At 41.9% G+C, this 19178-nt stretch carries 17 protein-coding genes; 11 read left to right on the top strand and 6 right to left on the bottom strand.

The window, feature by feature from the left end:
* Positions 1-21 precede the first annotated feature (21 nt).
* The 6 genes from glgC to rluF all read left to right on the top strand — a co-directional run bounded on the left by glgC (position 22) and on the right by rluF (position 7539).
* The gene (gene glgC / locus BB427_RS05845) at positions 22-1296 is read left to right on the top strand and encodes a glucose-1-phosphate adenylyltransferase (protein ID WP_010372983.1); all 1275 of its coding nucleotides are present in this window, start codon (positions 22-24) and stop codon (positions 1294-1296) included.
* Positions 1297-1312: 16 nt separating this feature from the next.
* Positions 1313-2848 carry a glycogen synthase gene (locus tag BB427_RS05840; protein WP_069019256.1) on the top strand — a complete coding sequence of 512 codons (1536 nt, stop codon included), beginning with the start codon at positions 1313-1315 and terminating at the stop codon, positions 2846-2848.
* 258 nt (positions 2849-3106) lie between these two features.
* A complete protein-coding gene (locus BB427_RS05835) occupies positions 3107-4324 on the top strand; it encodes an EAL and HDOD domain-containing protein (RefSeq protein ID WP_010372977.1) in 1218 nt (405 codons plus the stop codon).
* Positions 4324-5421, top strand: coding sequence for a DUF418 domain-containing protein (locus BB427_RS05830; protein WP_254663586.1), 1098 nt, complete (start codon positions 4324-4326; stop codon positions 5419-5421). The genes BB427_RS05835 and BB427_RS05830 overlap by 1 nt, the downstream gene beginning before the upstream one ends.
* Complete coding sequence (locus tag BB427_RS05825) at positions 5414-6487, top strand: ABC transporter substrate-binding protein (RefSeq protein ID WP_045990690.1); 1074 nt, start codon at positions 5414-5416, stop codon at positions 6485-6487. The genes BB427_RS05830 and BB427_RS05825 overlap by 8 nt, the downstream gene beginning before the upstream one ends.
* Positions 6488-6552: 65 nt before the next feature.
* Positions 6553-7539, top strand: coding sequence for a 23S rRNA pseudouridine(2604) synthase RluF (gene rluF, locus BB427_RS05820; protein WP_069019254.1), 987 nt, complete (start codon positions 6553-6555; stop codon positions 7537-7539).
* A 178-nt stretch (positions 7540-7717) separates the two neighbouring features.
* On the opposite strand, the gene minE is transcribed toward rluF, so the two are convergent.
* From minE to minC, 3 genes are read right to left on the bottom strand one after another with little or no spacing between them, the layout of a single operon-like run.
* Positions 7718-7978, bottom strand: a complete 261-nt coding sequence (minE, locus tag BB427_RS05815; RefSeq protein WP_010372964.1) for a cell division topological specificity factor MinE — start codon at positions 7976-7978, stop codon at positions 7718-7720.
* A gap of 1 nt (position 7979) precedes the next feature.
* Positions 7980-8789, bottom strand: a complete 810-nt coding sequence (minD, locus tag BB427_RS05810; protein WP_010372960.1) for a septum site-determining protein MinD — start codon at positions 8787-8789, stop codon at positions 7980-7982.
* A gap of 5 nt (positions 8790-8794) precedes the next feature.
* A complete protein-coding gene (gene minC, locus BB427_RS05805; protein WP_010372958.1) occupies positions 8795-9499 on the bottom strand; it encodes a septum site-determining protein MinC in 705 nt (234 codons plus the stop codon).
* 135 nt (positions 9500-9634) lie between these two features.
* On the opposite strand from minC, the gene BB427_RS05800 reads away from it, so the two are divergent.
* Both BB427_RS05800 and BB427_RS05795 read left to right on the top strand, forming a co-directional pair.
* Complete coding sequence (locus tag BB427_RS05800) at positions 9635-9916, top strand: YcgL domain-containing protein (RefSeq protein ID WP_010372955.1); 282 nt, start codon at positions 9635-9637, stop codon at positions 9914-9916.
* Positions 9913-10929 (top strand): lytic murein transglycosylase, encoded by a 1017-nt coding sequence (locus tag BB427_RS05795; protein ID WP_069019253.1) that lies wholly within the window; start codon positions 9913-9915, stop codon positions 10927-10929. The genes BB427_RS05800 and BB427_RS05795 overlap by 4 nt, the downstream gene beginning before the upstream one ends.
* Before the next feature lie 197 nt (positions 10930-11126).
* Here BB427_RS05795 and BB427_RS05790 read toward each other — a convergent pair whose 3' ends face one another.
* Genes BB427_RS05790 through BB427_RS05780 form a run of 3 tightly spaced genes read right to left on the bottom strand, consistent with a single transcriptional unit; the run spans position 11127 to position 14025 of the window.
* Complete coding sequence (locus BB427_RS05790) at positions 11127-12125, bottom strand: cytochrome d ubiquinol oxidase subunit II (RefSeq protein WP_010372949.1); 999 nt, start codon at positions 12123-12125, stop codon at positions 11127-11129.
* Positions 12118-13464 carry a cytochrome ubiquinol oxidase subunit I gene (locus BB427_RS05785; RefSeq protein WP_039495168.1) on the bottom strand — a complete coding sequence of 449 codons (1347 nt, stop codon included), beginning with the start codon at positions 13462-13464 and terminating at the stop codon, positions 12118-12120. The genes BB427_RS05790 and BB427_RS05785 overlap by 8 nt, the downstream gene beginning before the upstream one ends.
* 15 nt (positions 13465-13479) lie before the next feature.
* Positions 13480-14025, bottom strand: coding sequence for a GbsR/MarR family transcriptional regulator (locus BB427_RS05780; protein WP_010605404.1), 546 nt, complete (start codon positions 14023-14025; stop codon positions 13480-13482).
* Between the two features lie 249 nt (positions 14026-14274).
* On the opposite strand from BB427_RS05780, the gene BB427_RS05775 reads away from it, so the two are divergent.
* The 3 genes from BB427_RS05775 (at position 14275) to BB427_RS05760 (ending at position 19022) form a co-directional block, all read left to right on the top strand.
* The gene (locus BB427_RS05775; protein WP_069019252.1) at positions 14275-15459 is read left to right on the top strand and encodes an alkaline phosphatase family protein; all 1185 of its coding nucleotides are present in this window, start codon (positions 14275-14277) and stop codon (positions 15457-15459) included.
* A gap of 475 nt (positions 15460-15934) precedes the next feature.
* On the top strand, positions 15935-17524 hold the full coding sequence (locus tag BB427_RS05765; protein ID WP_069019251.1) for a sensor domain-containing diguanylate cyclase: 1590 nt from the start codon (positions 15935-15937) through the stop codon (positions 17522-17524).
* Between the two features lie 94 nt (positions 17525-17618).
* Positions 17619-19022, top strand: coding sequence for a YfcC family protein (locus tag BB427_RS05760; protein ID WP_017216779.1), 1404 nt, complete (start codon positions 17619-17621; stop codon positions 19020-19022).
* Positions 19023-19178: the final 156 nt, after the last annotated feature.

Raw genomic sequence — 19178 nt, 5'->3', positions numbered from 1 at the left:
AAGTTATGGAGAGAAGAAATAATGCCTAATTATGCGAATCGTTATATTAGTACCCTCACTCGAGAAACATATGCTTTAATACTTGCGGGTGGAAGAGGTTCGCGCCTTCACGAGCTCACCAATTGGCGAGCGAAACCCGCTGTTTATTTTGGCGGCAAACATCGAATTATCGATTTTCCATTGTCTAACTGCATTAACTCAGGGATCCGTCGGGTTGGCATTGCCACGCAGTATAAGTCGCACTCCCTTATTCGTCATGTTAATCGCGCATGGGGACACTTTAAAAAGGAGCTGGGAGAATCTGTAGAGATATTGCCAGCATCACAGCGATATGGTGATGAATGGTACTGCGGCACAGCAGATGCAGTTTTCCAGAATATGGATATTATTCGTCATGAGCTTCCCAAGTACGTTATGATCTTATCGGGTGATCATGTCTACAGAATGGATTACGGTGGCTTGCTTGCAAAGCACGTTGAGACAGGTGCAGATATGACCGTATGTTGTATTGAAGTGCCTTGTGAAGAAGCAGCAAAAACGTTTGGTGTCATGACGGTAGATGAAAGCAACCGTGTGCGTCGCTTTGATGAAAAACCGGTAGATCCGACGTCAATCCCTGGAAAGCCAGGTGTATGTTTGGCGTCTATGGGGAACTATGTGTTTAACACTGAGTTTTTATTCGAGCAATTGAAAAAGGATGCCGAACGAGAAGGGTCGGGTCGTGACTTTGGTCATGATATTATCCCATCAATCATAGAAGAGCATAATGTGTATGCGTATCCATTTTGCGACCCATCACATGAAGGGCAGCCATATTGGCGAGATGTAGGGACGCTTGATTCATTCTGGGAAGCAAATATGGAATTGGTTTCTCCTGAACCACAACTTGATCTCTATGATCCTCATTGGCCAATTTGGACTTATCAGGAACAGTTACCACCAGCTAAATTTATATTTGATGATGATGATAGACGCGGTATGGCCGTAGACTCAACGGTTTCTGGTGGCTGTATTATTTCTGGCTCTAAGGTTAAGCGTTCATTGCTGTTTTCCAATGTGCATGTTCACTCGTATTGTGAAATTGAAGGAGCCGTTGTGTTGCCTGGTGCCAAAATCGGGCGTAACTGCAAAATCAAAAACGCAATCATTGACCGCAGTTGTCAAATACCAGAGGGGATGACAATTGGTTACGATACTGACTTAGACAAAGAGAATGGCTTTAGAGTGTCGAATAAGGGGATCGTATTGGTGACCCGAGATATGCTTGCAGAGCTTGCGGAAAAAAATAATAAATGATCCATGTAGAGGTACTATGCATGTAATTTTAGTGGCAGCCGAAAACGATCGGTTGCCAAATTGTAAGGTAGGGGGCGTCGCAGATGTAATACGTGACGTGCCTTATGCATTGGCGCAGCTTGGCATTAAAGTATCGGTGGTGACACCTGATTATGGCCAAGCTGCTTTAAATCGAAACCTAGTCGCTGATATTGCTGTCCCTTTTCGTCAACACCTAGAAACGGCGACTCTTTGGTCTGTTGAAGAAAGCGACAATGTCACTCAGTATGTCATTTCACACTCATTGTTTAGTGAGCATCATGGCGCTATTTACTGTAATGATCCTCACCAGCCCTTTGCGACAGATGCAAATCGATTTGCGTTTTTTAGTGCGGCAGTTGCTGAACTTATTGAACATGAGTTGATAGCAGAGATAGATGTTGTACACCTACATGACTGGCATGCTGCTGTCGTTGCGGTACTTCGTCAGTTTAGTCCAAGATTCAAACGTTTAAAGACGCTGAGGACAGTCTATACTGTGCATAACCTTGCGCTTCAAGGGATCCGGCCTTTTAATCATGATTTTTCCAGCCTTGAGTCTTGGTTTCCGACACTCACCTATGATGGGCTCAGTATTTGCGATCCTAAATACCCTCACTGCTTTAACCCAATGCGAGCGGCTATTAATCTTTCAGACAAAGTGCATGTTGTTTCTCCTAATTACGCCAAAGAGGTGATGATCCCAAGTCATCCTGAGCTTGGTTTTTTTGGTGGCGAAGGGTTAGAAAGCGACATGCAGCATGCGTCTCATGAAGGACGGTTAGCAGGTATTTTAAACGGTTGTGTGTATGATGAGTCAGCTGACGAAGAGAATCTAACTTTTGCTGACTATTTGGCGCTTGCTGAGCAGCATGTGTTTCAATGGATGGCAAAATCAAGCCAAGTATTATCTCGGTTTTACATTGCTCATCAACGCATACTCGCTTGGCGTGACGAAGCCTTTAGCGGCAAGCTAATTACAAGTGTCGGTCGTCTCACCGATCAAAAAGCACTTATTTTAAGACAGCCGACCCAATCAGGCATTGTGCTCGATGACATCGCAAAAATAGCCAAGCACCAAGGAGCACGTATTGTGATTGTTGGCTCTGGTGACCCAAGTCTTGAGCAGCTATTTACCGAAGTAATGGCACGCCATAACAATGTTTTGTTTTTAAATGGTTATGGTAAAGCTCTCGGCGAACAACTGTACCCGTTGGGTGATTTGTTTTTAATGCCAAGCTCCTTTGAGCCTTGTGGTATCAGCCAAATGCTTGCGATGCGTGCTGGGCAACCTTGCATCGTACATAAAGTGGGTGGGCTATATGATACGGTAAAACACAATGAAACAGGCTATTGTTTTGAAGGAGAAACACTCGCTGAGCAAGGTAGTCAGTTTATTGCGATTTTTGAACTAGCGCTTGCTGATCTGATGAACGATGGCGAAAAATATCAACAACTCAGGCTGCAAGCTCGTATGCTGCGCTTTGACTGGCCCGATGTTGCACAAAAATACTGCGAACAATTATATAGATAGCGAAAATGTAGATAAAAAAATTTTCGCACCTGTGTTAAGTATTTATCAATTGGCTCAGTTGTTAAACAAAAAACTAGGTCAAAGGTATCAAAAGATAGCTTTGGCCTTTCTTTTTTATCATTTTGCATTATCTTTTAAGCTATTATTTTGATTCTTAATAGCTTAGGTTGATTTTCTTTATCATCATAAAGGGTTAAAATCTAAAAATTGCTAAACCAAAAGTGCGATTGTTCACTTTAGGTACGAAGGAGTTTTTGTTTGAAGGTTTTTGTGGCCCGCCAAGCCATATTTAATCGTAAAAAACAAGTTGTTGCATACGAATTGTTGTTTCGCGATGGTGTAAAAAATAGCTTTCCAAATATTGCAGATGATGCAGCGACAGCCAAGCTGATAATGAATAATCAACTTAACCTCGGCATGCGATATCTCACTTCGGGAAAGAAAGCGCTAATTAATATTGGTCCAGACTCGTTACGTCAGGAGCTGTGTGAGTTTCTCCCAGCAAATGATGTGATTTTGGAACTATTGGAGACTATTCCGCCAACAAAACAAAATTATGAGCGGATAAGAGGCTTATTTCACAGCAACTTTAGACTCGCGTTGGACGATTTTGAGTACTCAAAAGAATGGGAACCTTTCTTAAAGCTCGTAAGGTTGATTAAGTTCGACGTCATGGAACATCCGCTGGACACCATAGTGCCAGTGATTGACATGATCAAAGAGCGAAAGAACATCAAACTACTTGCGGAAAAAGTCGAAACCGAAGAAGAATTCGAGCAAGCTAAAAAGATGGGATTTCAGTTCTTTCAAGGCTACTTCTTTGCAAAACCAAAGATGATTGAGCAAAAAGACATTACTATCAATTATGTGATTGTCATGCTTATTTATGAAGAAGCACTTAAACCGAATATGAGTATTACGCGATTAGCCGAGTTGTTTGCTCAAGACACTGCGCTTGCGTACAAACTGCTACGGCTAATTAATTCCGGCGTGTTTCCAATCAAAAGTCGTATCGAATCTTTAAAACAAGCCTTGGTATATTTAGGAAACGAGCGTGTAAAAAAGTTTGTAAACTTAATTATGACAGCCCACGTAGCAGAGGGAAAACCGACAGAATTAACACGCCTTTCTATCGTTCGTTCGCGATTTTGTGAGCTTATCGCACAGCAAATTTCGCCAGGACTTGCCAATATGAGCTTTATGACAGGGTTATTTTCTCTGCTTGATGCCATTCTTGACAGGCCAATGGAGCAGGTTGTAAACAAGCTACCTTTTCCTGAGCAGCTTCATGATGCTTTGATAGGTAAACCCAACACGCTATATTATATTTTAAATATCGTTAGAGCCTATGAGTCTGGAAGCTGGTGGACTCTGCAGGATGCGTGCAGTTATCTAAACTACAAAGACGAAAACCTTCCTGATTTTCATGCTGCTGCGATAAACTGGGCTGATATGTATAAAAACCGTGTGTATTGATGAATAGAATTATTGCGATGGATGCGATCCGCGGGTTCGCGCTGCTTGGCTTGCTTTCCATGAATATGGTACATATGGCCAATTTTGAGTTGGGCTATGTACCAGCCAAAACAGCCCACTATCTTGATCCGTTCTTCGCAATGGTTAATAGTATTTTCTTTGATGGTCGATTCAGAACCTTATTTGCAATGTTATTTGGAGCGGCATTATGTATTCAGGTAGCAAAGACGGATGATCAGAGCCTTGCAAGGCATCGACTAACATGGCTAATGGTCTTTGGCGTGTTACACGGCGTGTTGATTTGGCCAGGAGATATTTTATTTAATTATGCGTTGAGTGGATTTGTCGCGCTGCGATTTATTAATGCGAGTGACAAAAAGTTAAGTCGCTATGCAATAGGGTTCATTTTAATCCCTTCTATTGCTATCAGCTTATTGCTGTTAATTGATCCAGAACCACAAATAACTAGAACTTCAGAAGTCTACCTCGAGTTTTTGCAGCAAATTCCAGCAAACTACCTAGAACTGCTCACCCTTAATGGCCTTTACTTTATCATTATCAGTTTACTTATCCCGGTTATTACTTTGTGGTATACCGCGGGGTTAATGCTACTCGGTATGCGTTTATATCGAAGTGGAATGTTTGACTTAGAGCGTACTGAACCTGTTCATAAAATTAACTTGTTTGCCGTGATAGCCATTATTTTATCATTTGTTGGCTTTGTTCTTGAACGTAAGCTAGGCGTCGAGTTTTTTGAAGGAATAGATTGGATCCTTGCAGTACCCGTTGCGTTGTTGTATGTCGTTGTTACTAAGGCGGCAATGCGAGGTGCAAAACATCAACTTTGGAGTTTACAATGTGTTGGGCGCCTAGCGCTTTCGTTTTATCTTCTCCAGTCAATGGTGTTTGTAAGCTATTTTTACTTTATAAACCCGAACGCTATCAGCACTTGGGAGCGGGTGGATTATTTCGCAGCATTTGTAATTGCGTCTATAATTCAATTAGCCCTTGCGGTGGTATATTGTAAGCTGTTTAAGCAAGGTCCATTTGAGAAATTATTGAAGATACTAGTGCTACGAAGAGCCCGCTATGATTAAAAAAGTACTAATTGGGTTAGTGCTATGGATGGTGTGTTTTAGTGTCGATGCTAAACAGTCTTTAAATGTCTTGTTTGTTAACCCTTCTGTGCCTGGTGAACCATTTTGGCAGCGCGTCCAAGGCATTACAGAGGCGGCTGCGGATCAATTCGATATTAGACTAGATGTGATCTATGGAGAAGGAAACCGAATTATACAGCTCGCTGAGCTTAAAAAATATTTGAGTTATCGTGCTACTCCCGATTATGTCATCCTCATTAATTATCCTGGTGGTGCCGAAGAAAGCCTAAAGCTTTTAGAAAAATATGGGATCAATCATATTACCTTAGAAGAAACGATTTCTGGCCCTGAAAGGCTCGCAATAGGTAATCCAAAAGAACACTATAAGTATTGGCTTGGGGAAGTGCATCATGATAATGACCAAGCAGGTTACGATCTGGCAAAGAAACTATACCAACAGGCTAAAACTAACGGTCATGAGACAATTTACCCTATTGCTATCAATGGTCACTATGGCACAGAGTCAGATATTAGAAGCAACGGTGCAAAGCGCTTTTTTGATGAAGTTGGCGTGGTGGTTCAGCAAACTGTCTACGCCGGGTGGTCAAAAGAACAAGCGCTTGATAAGACTAAGAAATTGTTGCACCGCTATCCAAAAACAAACCTTATTTGGTGTGCGTCAGATTTGATGGCGATGGGAGCTATCACCGCAGCTGCATCAAGCACCTCACAAATAGTGTTTGGCGGATTTGATTGGTTGTCGGATACTTTTGAGCTTATTGAACATAATGAGATGCAAGCATCCGTTGGCGGGCACTTTATGATGGGGGCTTGGGCGTTGATTTCGGTGTACGATCATTATTATGGGCACCCCTTTTGGAAGGATAACGCTGAACTTGCGTTTGACTTAAGCGTAATCACCAAGGAAAATCTAGCGGACTATTACTGGATAAAGTCAGCGAAAAACTGGCAATCTATTGATTACAAGGCAATGAGCCTTAGAGGAAAACCTAAAGAGCAGTATCATTTTTCTCCTGAGCTATTAAGAAAAAGTTTGCAAAAGTAGAAATGCAGTAGTGTAAAGCGGCTGAAGCGATTACAATACGGGTTTTTACTCAAAGTGGTTGTATCGTGACAGAGCAAAAGCGCCTCAATAAATACATCAGTGAAACTGGATTCTGTAGTCGTCGAGAAGCTGATGACTTAATCGCCTCAGGCCGTGTCAAAGTAAATGGAATTCTACCAGAAATGGGCACTAAAGTGTCTGATGCTGACACTATCATCATTGATGGTAAGCCTCTGAAAGCAAAGCCAAAGGCTGTATTTATTGCTTATAATAAACCTGTTGGTGTAACTTGTACCACCGAGCGTAAAATCAGAAGTAATATTGTCAGTGCAATTAACTATCCTGAGCGTATTTTCCCTATTGGTCGCTTAGACCGTCCATCCGAAGGATTAATTTTCTTGACCAACCAAGGCGATATGGTCAATAAAATCCTTCGCGCCGGCAATAACCATGAAAAAGAGTATGAGGTTGTGGTCGATAGGCCTATTGATGAGCGCTTTGTAAAACGTATGTCCTCTGGTGTTCCAATCCTTGGCACTGTCACAAAGCCTTGTAAAGTTCGTAAAACCGGGGCTAAGTCATTTACCATTGTATTGACGCAAGGCTTAAATCGTCAAATTCGCAGAATGTGTGAATATCTAGGATTTGAAGTAACACACCTTAAACGTATTCGGATAATGAATATTGATCTAACTGGCCTTAGCTCTGGTAAGTGGCGTCACCTTAACGAAAACGAAATGCGAGCGATTAATCACGCCACAGAGTCATCGAGTAAAACACAAGAGGCATCAGCGGGAGCTGGTGCGGGAAAACAGCATGATAAGCCTAGAAGTGAAGTTAGTGAGGTTGGTCGTCCAAAGCAAGATAGGCGAGCGCATAACAGCAAAGATCGAACAGATGAACTCGACAAGCAAAATAGCGTTAAGCCTAAGCCAAAAACGCGAAATGGTGAACAAAATCACAGTCACAACAAACGTAAGTCAAGCCCAAAGCCCAATGCTAAGCCTGCAAAAAGGGTCAAAGGTACTTTGTCCTTAAATAAGAATAAGTGACCTGAAGTTCGGATAATTAAGCAAAGAGTAGGGCAATGTAAAGCCCCTTGACAGCTTAATTAACCTGAGCAGCGGATAATTAATGCCTTTCTAGATCCAAACCTCAGGTTAATTAGAATGGGCAAAACGAAATAAATAAGGGCTATAGAAATAGCCCTTATTACATTTATTCAAACTGTTACTTTTCATCATCAGGTAGAGTAACGTTCAATTCTAATACTGCTAAATCATCCTCGTTTTGTTCAAACTGGACGTTGACGGCATCTGAATCTACTTTTACGTATTTGCGAATAACATCGAGGATGTCTTGCTTAAGTTGTGGTAAGTAGTCAGGTGTACCACGCTTTGAGCGTTCGTGCGCAACGATGATTTGCAGTCGCTCTTTCGCTAATGATGCGCTATTTTTTTTCTCAGAACGAAAATAATCTAGTAATGACACCTTACCCTCCAAAGATCCGTTTGAAGATACCTTTCTTCTCAACTTGTAAGAAACGGAAATCAACGACTTCACCTAATAAGCGGTTAATTGCATCGCTATATGCTTGGCCTGCATCAGATTCTTGGTCTAAGATAACCGGTTGACCTGAGTTAGACGCATTAAGTACGGCTTTTGATTCAGGTATTACACCTAGTAAGTCAATAGCTAGAATTTCTTTAACATCGTCTACCGACAACATTTCACCGCTATCTACACGCTCTGGGTTATAACGTGTAAGCAATAGGTGTTCCTTAACTGGCTCTAGGCCCATTTCAGCGCGCTTCGACTTGCTTTGTAGAATACCTAAAATACGATCTGAGTCACGAACGGATGAAACTTCAGGGTTAGTTGCTACCACGGCTTCATCAGCGAAGTACAATGCCATCATTGCGCCTGCTTCAATACCCGCTGGTGAGTCGCAAATGATGAAATCAAATTCTTCTTTCATTTCATTTAGCACACGCTCAACCCCTTCTCGAGTGAGGGCGTCTTTATCACGAGTCTGAGAAGCTGGAAGAATATAAAGTTTTTCAACGCGCTTATCTTTAATCAATGCTTGATTTAGATTTGCTTCACCGTTGATAACGTTGACAAAATCATAAACAACGCGACGCTCGCATCCCATGATTAAGTCGAGGTTTCTAAGACCAATATCAAAATCGACAATGGCTGTTTTATAACCCTTTAGCGCTAAGCCAGTACCAATTGCTGCACTTGACGTTGTCTTACCAACACCGCCTTTACCTGAAGTTACGACAATAATTTTTGCCATCTGATTTATCCTTTGACCAAAGCTGTAATTTTTAATGATTCGTCTTGTTGTGTTATTTGAGCAGCTTGACCCCAGTGTTCACCTTGCAGTGAATCACTGATCCAATAACTCCCGTTAATAGACACCAGCTCAGCTTCTAAGCGCTGACAAAATATACTCGTGTCTTCTTGGCCTTGCGCACCTGCGATTGCACGGCCACGTAAAGTACCGTAAATGTGCACGTTACCATCGGCGATAACTTCTGCACCATGACTTACAGCACCTAGCACGATCAGATCACGGTCTTTAGCATAAATTTGCTGACCACTACGTACCGTTCCGTTCACAATTTGAGCAGGAAGATAAACTTGTTTTTCTACTACTTCTGCTGCTTGAGATTGTGATGGGGTACTCGGTTGCACATCCCTTGAATAGTTTAGTACAGAAAACCCGGCTTCTTTGGCTAAGTCGTGCTGACTTTGAGTACCGCTACACACACCCACTGGATTGAGCTGTAAATCGACCAGTGTTTGCTTTAACTCTTTGAATTCTACAGTTTGCTCCTGAACATCAGCTAAATTAACCACAATTGGTGCACCTTGAAAAAATTTAGGCGCTTGCGAAATTTTGCTATCAAGATCTTGCCTTAACTTGGTCAGATCTAAAGAAAACAACTGCAGCACAGAGAGTGTAAATAGATTTCCTTTTAGTTCGAATGTTTGATTTGCCATATGTACTCAAATTTCTGTTACAACCGCCGCTAAAGCCTTATCTAGCTGACTTTAGCGCGTAGTAAAACTTTCCACAACTTACTAATAGCATGGTATAGTGACCGCCCATGATTAGCAAGAATTTATAGGCTTATAATGCTCACTGCCATATACAAAAGTCCAAAAAAAGCGGATACCTATCTTTTTGTAACTAAAAGAGATGATTTTTCCAATGTCCCTGCACCGTTAATGGAAACTTTCGGCACTCCTATCTATGTCATGATCATTGACCTTGCGAGAAGAACAAAATTGGGAATTGCTGATCTTGAAACGGTTAAGCAAAAATTAACTGACGATGGGTTTTACTTGCAACTTCCACCGCATACAGAAAGCTTGCTTGATGAATTTAGAAAGCAAAACGGAGTAACAGATTCGTGATAAAAAAAATTTCCCTACTAGTAGCCTCAGTTTGCTTGTCCACATCAGTCTTTGCTAATACTCAAGCGAAGTTTGATGAATACCTCAAAAACTTAAAACAAGAAGCGATTGACAAGGGCTATACACAACAATTAGTTGATGAGGCTTTTGCAACAGCAGTATTTAAGGAAAAGGTGATTAAGGCTGATAAATCCCAGCCAGAAATTGTCGAAACACTAGAAACTTATTTACCCAAGCGCGTCCCTGAATGGAAAATCCAACAGGCCCGCAAACTCTACAAAGAACACCAAGAATCTTTAGAAAAAATAGCAAAAGAATATGGCGTACAGGCACGGTTTATTGTCGCCCTGTGGGGCCTTGAAAGTAACTTTGGTCGTATTCAAGGCGGCTATCCAGTCATTAGTGCGTTAGTGACGCTTGCTTTTGATGGTCGTCGAGAAGCTTTATATAAAAGACAGTTGTGGGCTGCGCTGGATATTTTAAGAGATGGTCACATCGGTCTGGATGATTTCAAAGGATCGTGGGCAGGAGCAATGGGTCAAACTCAGTTTATGCCAACTTCATTTACGTCTTATGCCGTTGATTATAATAAAGATGGTCGCAAGGACATTTGGACGACGCAAGAGGATGCTTTTGCGTCAATAGCCAATTACCTGAAAAGTGTGGGCTGGAACGACGATCTCACTTGGGGTCGCCAAGTTAAGCTACCTGAAGGTTTTGACAATAGCTACATTTTAAAGCGTGGTACGAAAACGCACAGCGAATGGTTAAAAGAGTGGAGTAAATCAGAGCGTTCATTGCAGGAGTGGCAGGCGCTTGGTCTTCGCAGAATGGACGGCACTGACTTGCCACAAGTGAATATCACAGCAGCATTAGTGATGCCAGATGACGCTAATGGCCGCATGTATCTAGCTTATGATAATTACAAGGCCTTGATGAACTGGAATAGATCTTATTATTTTGCCTCAAGCGTTGGGTATTTATCTGACCGCATTGGCTATCCAAAAATTTAGCCTAGAAATTCTGATTTAGCCCGTTCTAACAACGGGCTTTTTTTATGCCTTTTTTATTGGAGGATATAGCTTGCTACACCGCCATTAAATTTGCTGTAAACAGAAAAACATATAGCAGAGGCGAGTATTATTCTTAATGCAATAAAAAAGGCAGCGTCCAACTCGCTGCCTTTTGGTTGGGCTAATGTATGCAAGTGTCAATAGTAGGACAAAGGTTGAACCTTGCCCCAAAAGACTCGGTACGAAAATAACGTATATGCAATTAAGGTCGGCACCACAATGACTACGCCATATAATAAGAAAGTAAGAGCTGACGCGTCAGCGACCGCTTCGAAGATGGTTAGCTTGCCAGGCACTACAAATGGGTAAAAGCTATAAACTAAGCCGAAGAAGCAAAGCACAAAGATAAATGCTGAAATCAGGAACGGTAACCAAGCTCCATTATCTGGTGACTTTGGTAGTTTCTGTAACACAAGTTCTAAAATTACAAAGAGCGACAAGCAAATAATTGGGGCTGGTAATACGACTAAGGCCATCGGGAGGTCAAACCAACGCTCATAGATCCACTCATTAATCGCTGGGTTGATGATAGAAACGAGCAACACCCCAACAAAGGCTACTCTCGCAAATTTTTTGCACCAGCTAATCGCATCTTGCTGCAATTGCCCTTCACACTTCATAATTAGCCATGCTGAACCAATCAAGCCATACGCGCAGACAACGCCAATTCCACTAAAGACCGCAAATGCATGGGCAAGAGGGGTATTTTCAAAGCCTATGACATAAAGCCCCAGCATATACCCTTGCGCAAACGAGGTGAGTAGCGACCCAAATTTAAATACTTTGTCCCACCGCCTTTGGCGTTTAACTCTCGCTTTTGCTCTGAAATCAAAAGCGACACCACGCATAATTAAGCCAAAGAGTAAAAACACAACAGGAATGTAGAGCGCCTGCAAGATCATACTATGGGCTTGAGGAAATGCGATAAATGCAAGGCCAACAGCTAAAACTAACCACGTTTCATTAGCATCCCAAAATGGACCGATAGAGGCTATCATTGTGTCTGCGGTTTCTTTATCGTCCAGCGGGATCATCATGCCAACGCCAAGGTCGTAACCATCTAATATTGCATAAACAAGCACTGCGAGTGCCATCAAACCGGCATAGATGAGAGATAGATATTCCGGATTAAACACGAGTCACCTCCTCAGCAAATTCCTTCATGTCGTATTCTTCCACTTCTACAGACTTGCTAGCAGTGTGGAACAAAGTGCGAATATAAGCGTACAGTAAGATTGCATATATCGTCAGATAGCCAATGAGTGTAAATAAGACGTTTTCTGAGGCAATGGTTGTGACTGCATCTTCAACTCTTAAGATACCACTGACGATATAAGGTTGGCGGCCAATTTCTGTGACATACCAGCCTGCGAGGGTAGCCACCCAGCCTGAGAAAGTCATCGCAACAAGCGTTTTCAGTTGCCACTTAGGTAACTCGCCCTTTTTCCATAATGTAAAACGAGTGACAAACGCAACTAAGATCATCAGCATGCCCATCCCAACCATGATTCTAAAACCGAAAAAGACGGGCTTAACAGGTGGGTGTTCACCTTTAAATTCATTAAGCCCTTTAATTTCACCGTTAACGTCGTGGGTAAGAATAAAACTTGCCATGTTAGGAATACCGAGCGCAAAGTCGTTGCGTCTTTCTTCCTCATTCGGAATTGCGAATAATAATAGTGGTGCACCTTTCTCTGTTTCCCAAACCCCTTCCATTGCTGCAATTTTTTGTGGTTGATGTTTTAGCGTATTTAGGCCATGCAAATCGCCGACGAAAGCCTGCAATGGAGTAAGCAGCGCCGCAACTGTTAACGCAACGGTTAACGCTTTTTTGGGAGCATGTTTTTCATCGTTTTTCAGCATCCGATACGCACTGACACCAGCTATCAAAAATGAAGCCGTCAGCGCACTAGCTAATAACATATGGAAGAAGCGATAACCGAATGAAGGATTGAAAATAACTTCAAACCAGTCCGTGGGATATACGATACCGTCTCTAAGTTCAAAGCCTGTCGGGGTTTGCATCCAACTATTCAAAGACAGGATCCAAAATGCGGAAAGCGTTGTACCTATGGCGACGATAAAAGTGGCTAAAGTATGTATTTTAGGTGGTACGCGCTTCATGCCAAACAACATGATCCCTAAAAATGTTGCTTCCATAAAAAATGCGGTCAATACTTCATAACCGAGCAAGGGACCTGCAATATTGCCGACTTTCTCCATAAAGCCGGGCCAGTTTGTACCAAACTGGAACGACATGGTAATGCCGCTTACGACACCGAGTGCAAAGGTCAATGCAAAAATTTTGACCCAAAAGCGATAAGCTCTTAACCAAACCGGGTGTTCGGTTAGGTCATACTTGAGTTTAAAAAACGCCAGAAACCAAGCTAACGCGATGGTTATCGTGGGAAAGAGAATATGAAAACTAATATTTGCTGCGAATTGTATTCGCGACAACAACAACGTATCAAGCATGACGCACCTCGCACTTTAAGACTTACGTAATAATTTATCCTTTAAATCTATTACTTTACTCACAGAAGAACCGAGCTTCATCAACGATTGCAATTGCTCTGGTGATAGGCGTTGAAGTTCCGCTGACCACTTAGTGACGGTTTCAAGTAGGTCATGAATGGATTGCATTTGCTGCTGTGCATACACTTCTTCAGGTGAGTTGGCGCTATCTAGGATTTGGTCACGAAGTAGAGTGAGTGTTGGGTCGATTTCCCTTTTTCTTCTCTCTTCAAATACGCGGTTAGCGAGATCCCAAATAGAGCCGTTTGGAGAGTAGTATTCTTTACGGTCGCCGGGAATATGATGCACCTTAACTAGTTGCCAAGATTGCAATTCTTTTATTCCCATACTCACGTTACCGCGTGAAATTTTTAACGCATCGGCGATTTCGTTCGCTGTTAATGGTTTTTCATTAATAACCAACAAACCAACCATTTGTCCTATAGTTCTGTTGAAACCCCAACGGCTTCCCATTTCGCCGCAATGAAGTACAAAATTTTCTATTTTTGGTGATAAGTTCATTGTTCTAAACTTTCAGTAATTATTGAAACTTTAATATAAAGGTCACTTTGACTTAGATCAAGCATTAATTAAGCTCAACTACAACATAGTGAAAGTTAACCTTCCCCGAATATCTATAATTGCCATCCACTGACCGCAAATCAATATAAATTTCAAATCATTGTGATTTAATGCGGCTGCAATCACACGGATTATGCTGCACAGCCTCTTACTTTTGCAGCGGTACTCACATGACACGGGAATTTATACATGCTAAGAATCCTCCTTTTCACCTTATCTATCTTTAGTTGCACTGCTTTTGCTGAGCGCGCGACAACCATATTGATCTCCATCGATGGATTTAGATGGGACTACATTGAAAAACACGATGCAAAGAATATTGCAAATCTTGCGAAGCAGGGCGTCCGCGCGACTAAGCTATGGCCTCAATATCCGACTAAGACATTTCCAAATCACCTGTCTATTGTTACGGGTTTAAAACCAATCAATCATGGCATCGTCGATAATTACTTTTGCGATAAGAAGCGTGAAGAGTGTTATAAGATGGGGATGGGTAAAGTGGATAGCTCTTGGATAAGTGGTATTCCCTTATGGAATCTTGTAAAAATGCATGGATATAAATCTGCCGCTTATTTTTGGCCAGAATCAGACGCTAGAATCAATGGTATGACGCCTGACTATTACTATCATTATTCAAAGAAAGCCGATTACAAGAATCGTCTTAATGAAATACACAATTGGCTAAAATTACCAAAAAGCGAAAAACCATTGTTTGTCGCTAGCTACTTTTCTCTAGTGGATTCTATGGGTCATGGATACGGACCAGACCATGAAAAAACGAGAGAAGCAGTACAATTTGTTGATGGCTTAATCGGAGATTTTGTCGCTGCTTTGAAAAAGGACAAAATTAAAGTGAACCTAGTACTCGTTTCTGATCATGGTATGGCAAGTATAGAGCCAGACAAAGCTGTGATCCTCGAAGAGCTAGATATACCTAAAGAATGGACTATCAAAAACAGTGGAACGAGAGTGTCGCTTTATGCGCTAGGCGAAGAAAAACTTGAAGCAAAAGCACTTATACAGCAGTTACGTGAAAAAGCGGAGGGTCGTTATGAGGTGTTGAGTAGTGAGCGAAAACAGCAACTTAATGGCGGTGAGTCTTCTCGTATCGGTGACATTATCATGCAAGCAAAAGCACCTATTGTCTTCATGCAAAAAGGTAAGCAAGGTTATTATGGTACGCATGGGTATGAGGTAACAGCTGATATGGCCGCATTTTTTGTCGCAAGTGGCCCCGCCTTTAAATCGGGTGTAACGATAGAACAAGCTAGCAATTTAGAAGTTTACCCAACACTTACACACATTATGGGGCTTAAGCCACTTAATGAGCTTGATAGTAGGGGAGAAAATCTATTAAAGCTGGTTAGGCAGTAAAACAAACTATTTATGATGTTCAGGGCTAATGCGTAACTTAGCTCTGAACTAGGTGAGTAGAGTAAGTTACTTTTTATTGGAAGATTTCATCAACCGTTTTGCTAAAGCAAATACAATATAGACAAGAACCAAGGAATTAAGGACAAGCAATGCATCTTTATCAGATACGAACATCCATATCGCCGCAAGCGCAAGGCAAGCAAGTGTAAAGTGGCCAACTAGTGGATTGGTAGTCTTTTTCTTCATTAAGAACTTCGCTGTATTTATGTTCAGATTATTTTACACCTGATAGCTGAGACAATACCAATAATCCGTTCAAAAAACTAAATATTTTTAACCATGTGGTTATAATACGGGCACACAGAATGTGGACGTTCTAATTCGTTATTGGTCTGACCAGAGTTTGATATAGATTAACTGTTTCACTCAAACGAATAGCTAAAATGTCATGGAAGTACATTAAAGAGAATTTTTAGTGGTACAAATAAATAAAGCAAAACATTGGTTAGACCTTAAAAAGCTGATACTCATTCTTGCCACATTATGCGTATTTACATCGTTACTAAACGCATTGTTTTCGAGCTACCAAGTGCAAAAACAGGTGATGGTAAAAGATACGCTAGAGGCAAATCGTGCCTATGCAACTAAGTTAGCAGATGTTACCGATCTCTTCTTGCAATCAGTATTGATGCAACTAAAAGCGTCGAGCGAAACCATTGCGACGCAGCTAGATAACCCTGAGGTGGTTAATAAAGAGTTGAGTCAAATGCTTACAAGGACACATAGTTTTGACTCTATCGTGTTAGTAAACGCAAAAGGTGAAATTATCGGTGCCCAACCAAGTTCACTTGGTGTGATAGGAGCTACACTCAAAAATGAAGTCGAAACTTTGCCACTTCGTGAAAAAGCCCCTTTTATTGTAGGTCCATTTGTTTCGCCGGCTGGGAATTTGATGGTGAGCCCAACTCATCCAATGTTTGACCAAGAAGGAATATTCGTAGGTTTTATCGCAGCTGGGATTTATCTTAAAGGTGACAATATCTTAGGCCGATTATTAGCAAACCATCATCACCAAGACAAAACCTATATTTATGTTACCGGCCCCAACGGTAAACTCATTTATCATCATGATGATCATCGTATTGGGCAAGACGTCACCAAAAATGAGGTCGTTGAATCATTACTCAGCAAAACTTCAGGTTCCGCCCAAATCGTCAATACCCAAGGGGTAGCAATGCTAGCTGGGTATGCTTCCGTAGCGACGAGTGGTTGGGGGGTCGTGGCACAACGCCCATTAGAGGTCACGATGTCACAATTATCGAACACCATGCGGCACGTACTCAAAACTACCATTCCATTTACTGTATTTTTGTTAATTTGTGTGCTTGGACTCGGAACCTTAATTGCTAAGCCATTATGGCGATTAGCTAAGTTATCAGAGCAAGTGGAAGATGGCAGAAACATCGATTTTCCACATGTATCCACATGGTATTATGAAGCCGCGTGGCTTTATCAGGCAATGCACAGTAGTGTTAAGAACTTAGGAGCACAGATCCAGCGCTTTGACGATGAAAGAAAGCAAGATCAGCTGACTCATTTATTCAATAGACGAGGAATGGAAAAGTGGCTAGAGACTGCCTATGAGCAGCAAACTCCGTTTAGCATTATTGCGCTTGATATCGATCACTTCAAACACGTGAATGATACTTACGGCCACGATGTTGGTGATGTGGTAATCAGAAAACTCGCAGAGCTGATGCGCACTAATGCACGTGAACAAGATCACCTATGTCGTAGTGGTGGAGAAGAGTTTTTGATGTTTCTACCGCATGTAGATATAGACAAAGCAGATAGGATCGCTGAGCGTCTGCGCGCATGTACCGCTGAAACTGAGTTTGGCGAGGCGGGACATATCACGATTTCTCTTGGGATCTCTCATTGGCCGCTGTGCTCTGAGGATTTGCATCACGCACTTAAACTAGCGGACCGTAGTTTATATCAAGCTAAGGCTAACGGTAGAAACCGCGTAGAGCATGCCGTTATAGCTAATCATAATGTAGCATAATTGGAAATTCGATATTAAAAAGTGAAATCTGCTCCGAATATCGGTAAGATGCGTTGCAATTTTTACCGTTACCTAATTTGGAGCTGTACTTTCCATGGCAAAAACATTGAAAGTTCCTCATACACTAGTCTTATTGCTAGGTATGATGTTAATTGCATTGCTGTCGACCTGGATTATTCCACAAGGCTTTTTTGATACTGCAACCACTGACACTGGCAGACAAGTTGTACTTGCTGGCACCTACCACATTGCAGAAGAATCAGTTCAACTAACTCCTTGGGATCTGTTAAAAGCTATTCCTCGCGCTTTTGCTGCTGCGCAAGACGTTATCTTCTTTGTGATGATAGTGGGTGGTGTACTCGCAATTGCACGTGCAACAGGCACTGTTGATGCATTGATCGGTCGCTTACTTGAGAAAAATGGCGATAAACCACAAAAGCTGATTTTTATGGTGGTGTTTTGTTTTGCAATCGCTTCAAGTGCGATAGGTACTGCAGGTGAATACATTCCGTTTGTGCTGATTTTAGTTGCGCTCTGTAAGGCAATGAAGCTGGATGCCATGACTGCCGTTGGCATGATCATCGCAGGCTACGGTATTGGATACGGTGTGTCAGCATTTAACCCATTTACGGTATTAATTGCCCAGCAAATTGCTGAAGTACCAGTCTATTCGGGTATATGGTTAAGATTTGCTATTTTTGTTCCATTTGTACTGATTGGCTTTCATCATGTATGGAGTTACACAAAAAAGGTACAACAAAATCCTGAGCACTCGATGATGAAAGATGTGCCTTGCCCACTGGCAGGTCAGGCTGCGCCAAGCTATCCGCAGCTTAACGGTCGTCATAGAACTATTTTGCTTACTTTTATTGTGACGCTTGTTTGTGCAGTTTGGGGAATTGCCACTCAGGGGTGGTATTTATACGAGCTAGGTGGTTTATTTATCGCATGGGGTGTCGTGATTTCAATTCTTGGTAAACTTTCAGCAGACGAAGCTGCAAACCGTTTTATTGAGGGGGTTTCAGACTTGGTCACTACTGCTGTGCTTATTGGCGTAGCTCGTGGTATTGCCCTTATTCTTGAAGATGGTCAAATCCTTCACACGATTGTGCATGGACTTTCAACTCCTCTTTCTTATGTCGCTGCAGAAGTTTCGGCCGTTGGTATGTTACTTATCCAAACGCTTTTAAACATGTTCATTCCGTCGGGCTCAGGTCAGGCATATGTGACTATGCCACTGATGGTGCCGGTAGGCGACTTAGTTGGTGTACCAAGACAGGTTGCGGTACTTGCGTATCAGTTTGGTGACGGCTTCTCAAATATGATAGTGCCAACAAATGCGGTATTAATGGGGATACTCGGCATGGCTGGCGTCCCTTACACACATTGGTTTAGATTCTGTATGCCGTTGATGGCTAAACTCATGGTCGCTGCGGCAACTGTACTGGTACTCGCTGTGATGTTTGGTTATGGTTTGGACGTACAACCGCAACTGTAGATAAACAAATTTTCTTCTTAGATAGCGCCAATCGGCGCTATCTTGCCTTCACTAGACTCAATTTCTCATCACAAAGCAAATTTATTGATCTGTATTTATATTCTATGTAGTTTATTAAGCTATTATTATTTATTAAACAAAAATCTTGGTCGGGAA

Source organism: Pseudoalteromonas sp. BMB, from assembly GCF_001709235.1.
Classification (GTDB): domain Bacteria; phylum Pseudomonadota; class Gammaproteobacteria; order Enterobacterales; family Alteromonadaceae; genus Pseudoalteromonas; species Pseudoalteromonas maricaloris.
This window is presented reverse-complemented; position numbering and strand designations above follow the sequence as displayed.

What these genes read in the sequence shown, in the direction of transcription:
- glgC (WP_010372983.1), top strand. Translation starts at nt 22, where the DNA reads ATGCCTAATTATGCGAATCGTTATATTAGTACCCTCACTCGAGAAACA.
- BB427_RS05840 (WP_069019256.1), top strand. Translation starts at nt 1,313, where the DNA reads ATGCATGTAATTTTAGTGGCAGCCGAAAACGATCGGTTGCCAAATTGT.
- BB427_RS05830 (WP_254663586.1), top strand. Translation starts at nt 4,324, where the DNA reads ATGAATAGAATTATTGCGATGGATGCGATCCGCGGGTTCGCGCTGCTT.
- BB427_RS05825 (WP_045990690.1), top strand. Translation starts at nt 5,414, where the DNA reads ATGATTAAAAAAGTACTAATTGGGTTAGTGCTATGGATGGTGTGTTTT.
- minD (WP_010372960.1), bottom strand. Translation starts at nt 8,789, where the DNA reads ATGGCAAAAATTATTGTCGTAACTTCAGGTAAAGGCGGTGTTGGTAAG.
- minC (WP_010372958.1), bottom strand. Translation starts at nt 9,499, where the DNA reads ATGGCAAATCAAACATTCGAACTAAAAGGAAATCTATTTACACTCTCT.
- BB427_RS05800 (WP_010372955.1), top strand. Translation starts at nt 9,635, where the DNA reads ATGCTCACTGCCATATACAAAAGTCCAAAAAAAGCGGATACCTATCTT.
- BB427_RS05785 (WP_039495168.1), bottom strand. Translation starts at nt 13,464, where the DNA reads ATGCTTGATACGTTGTTGTTGTCGCGAATACAATTCGCAGCAAATATT.
- BB427_RS05780 (WP_010605404.1), bottom strand. Translation starts at nt 14,025, where the DNA reads ATGAACTTATCACCAAAAATAGAAAATTTTGTACTTCATTGCGGCGAA.
- BB427_RS05775 (WP_069019252.1), top strand. Translation starts at nt 14,275, where the DNA reads ATGCTAAGAATCCTCCTTTTCACCTTATCTATCTTTAGTTGCACTGCT.
- BB427_RS05760 (WP_017216779.1), top strand. Translation starts at nt 17,619, where the DNA reads ATGGCAAAAACATTGAAAGTTCCTCATACACTAGTCTTATTGCTAGGT.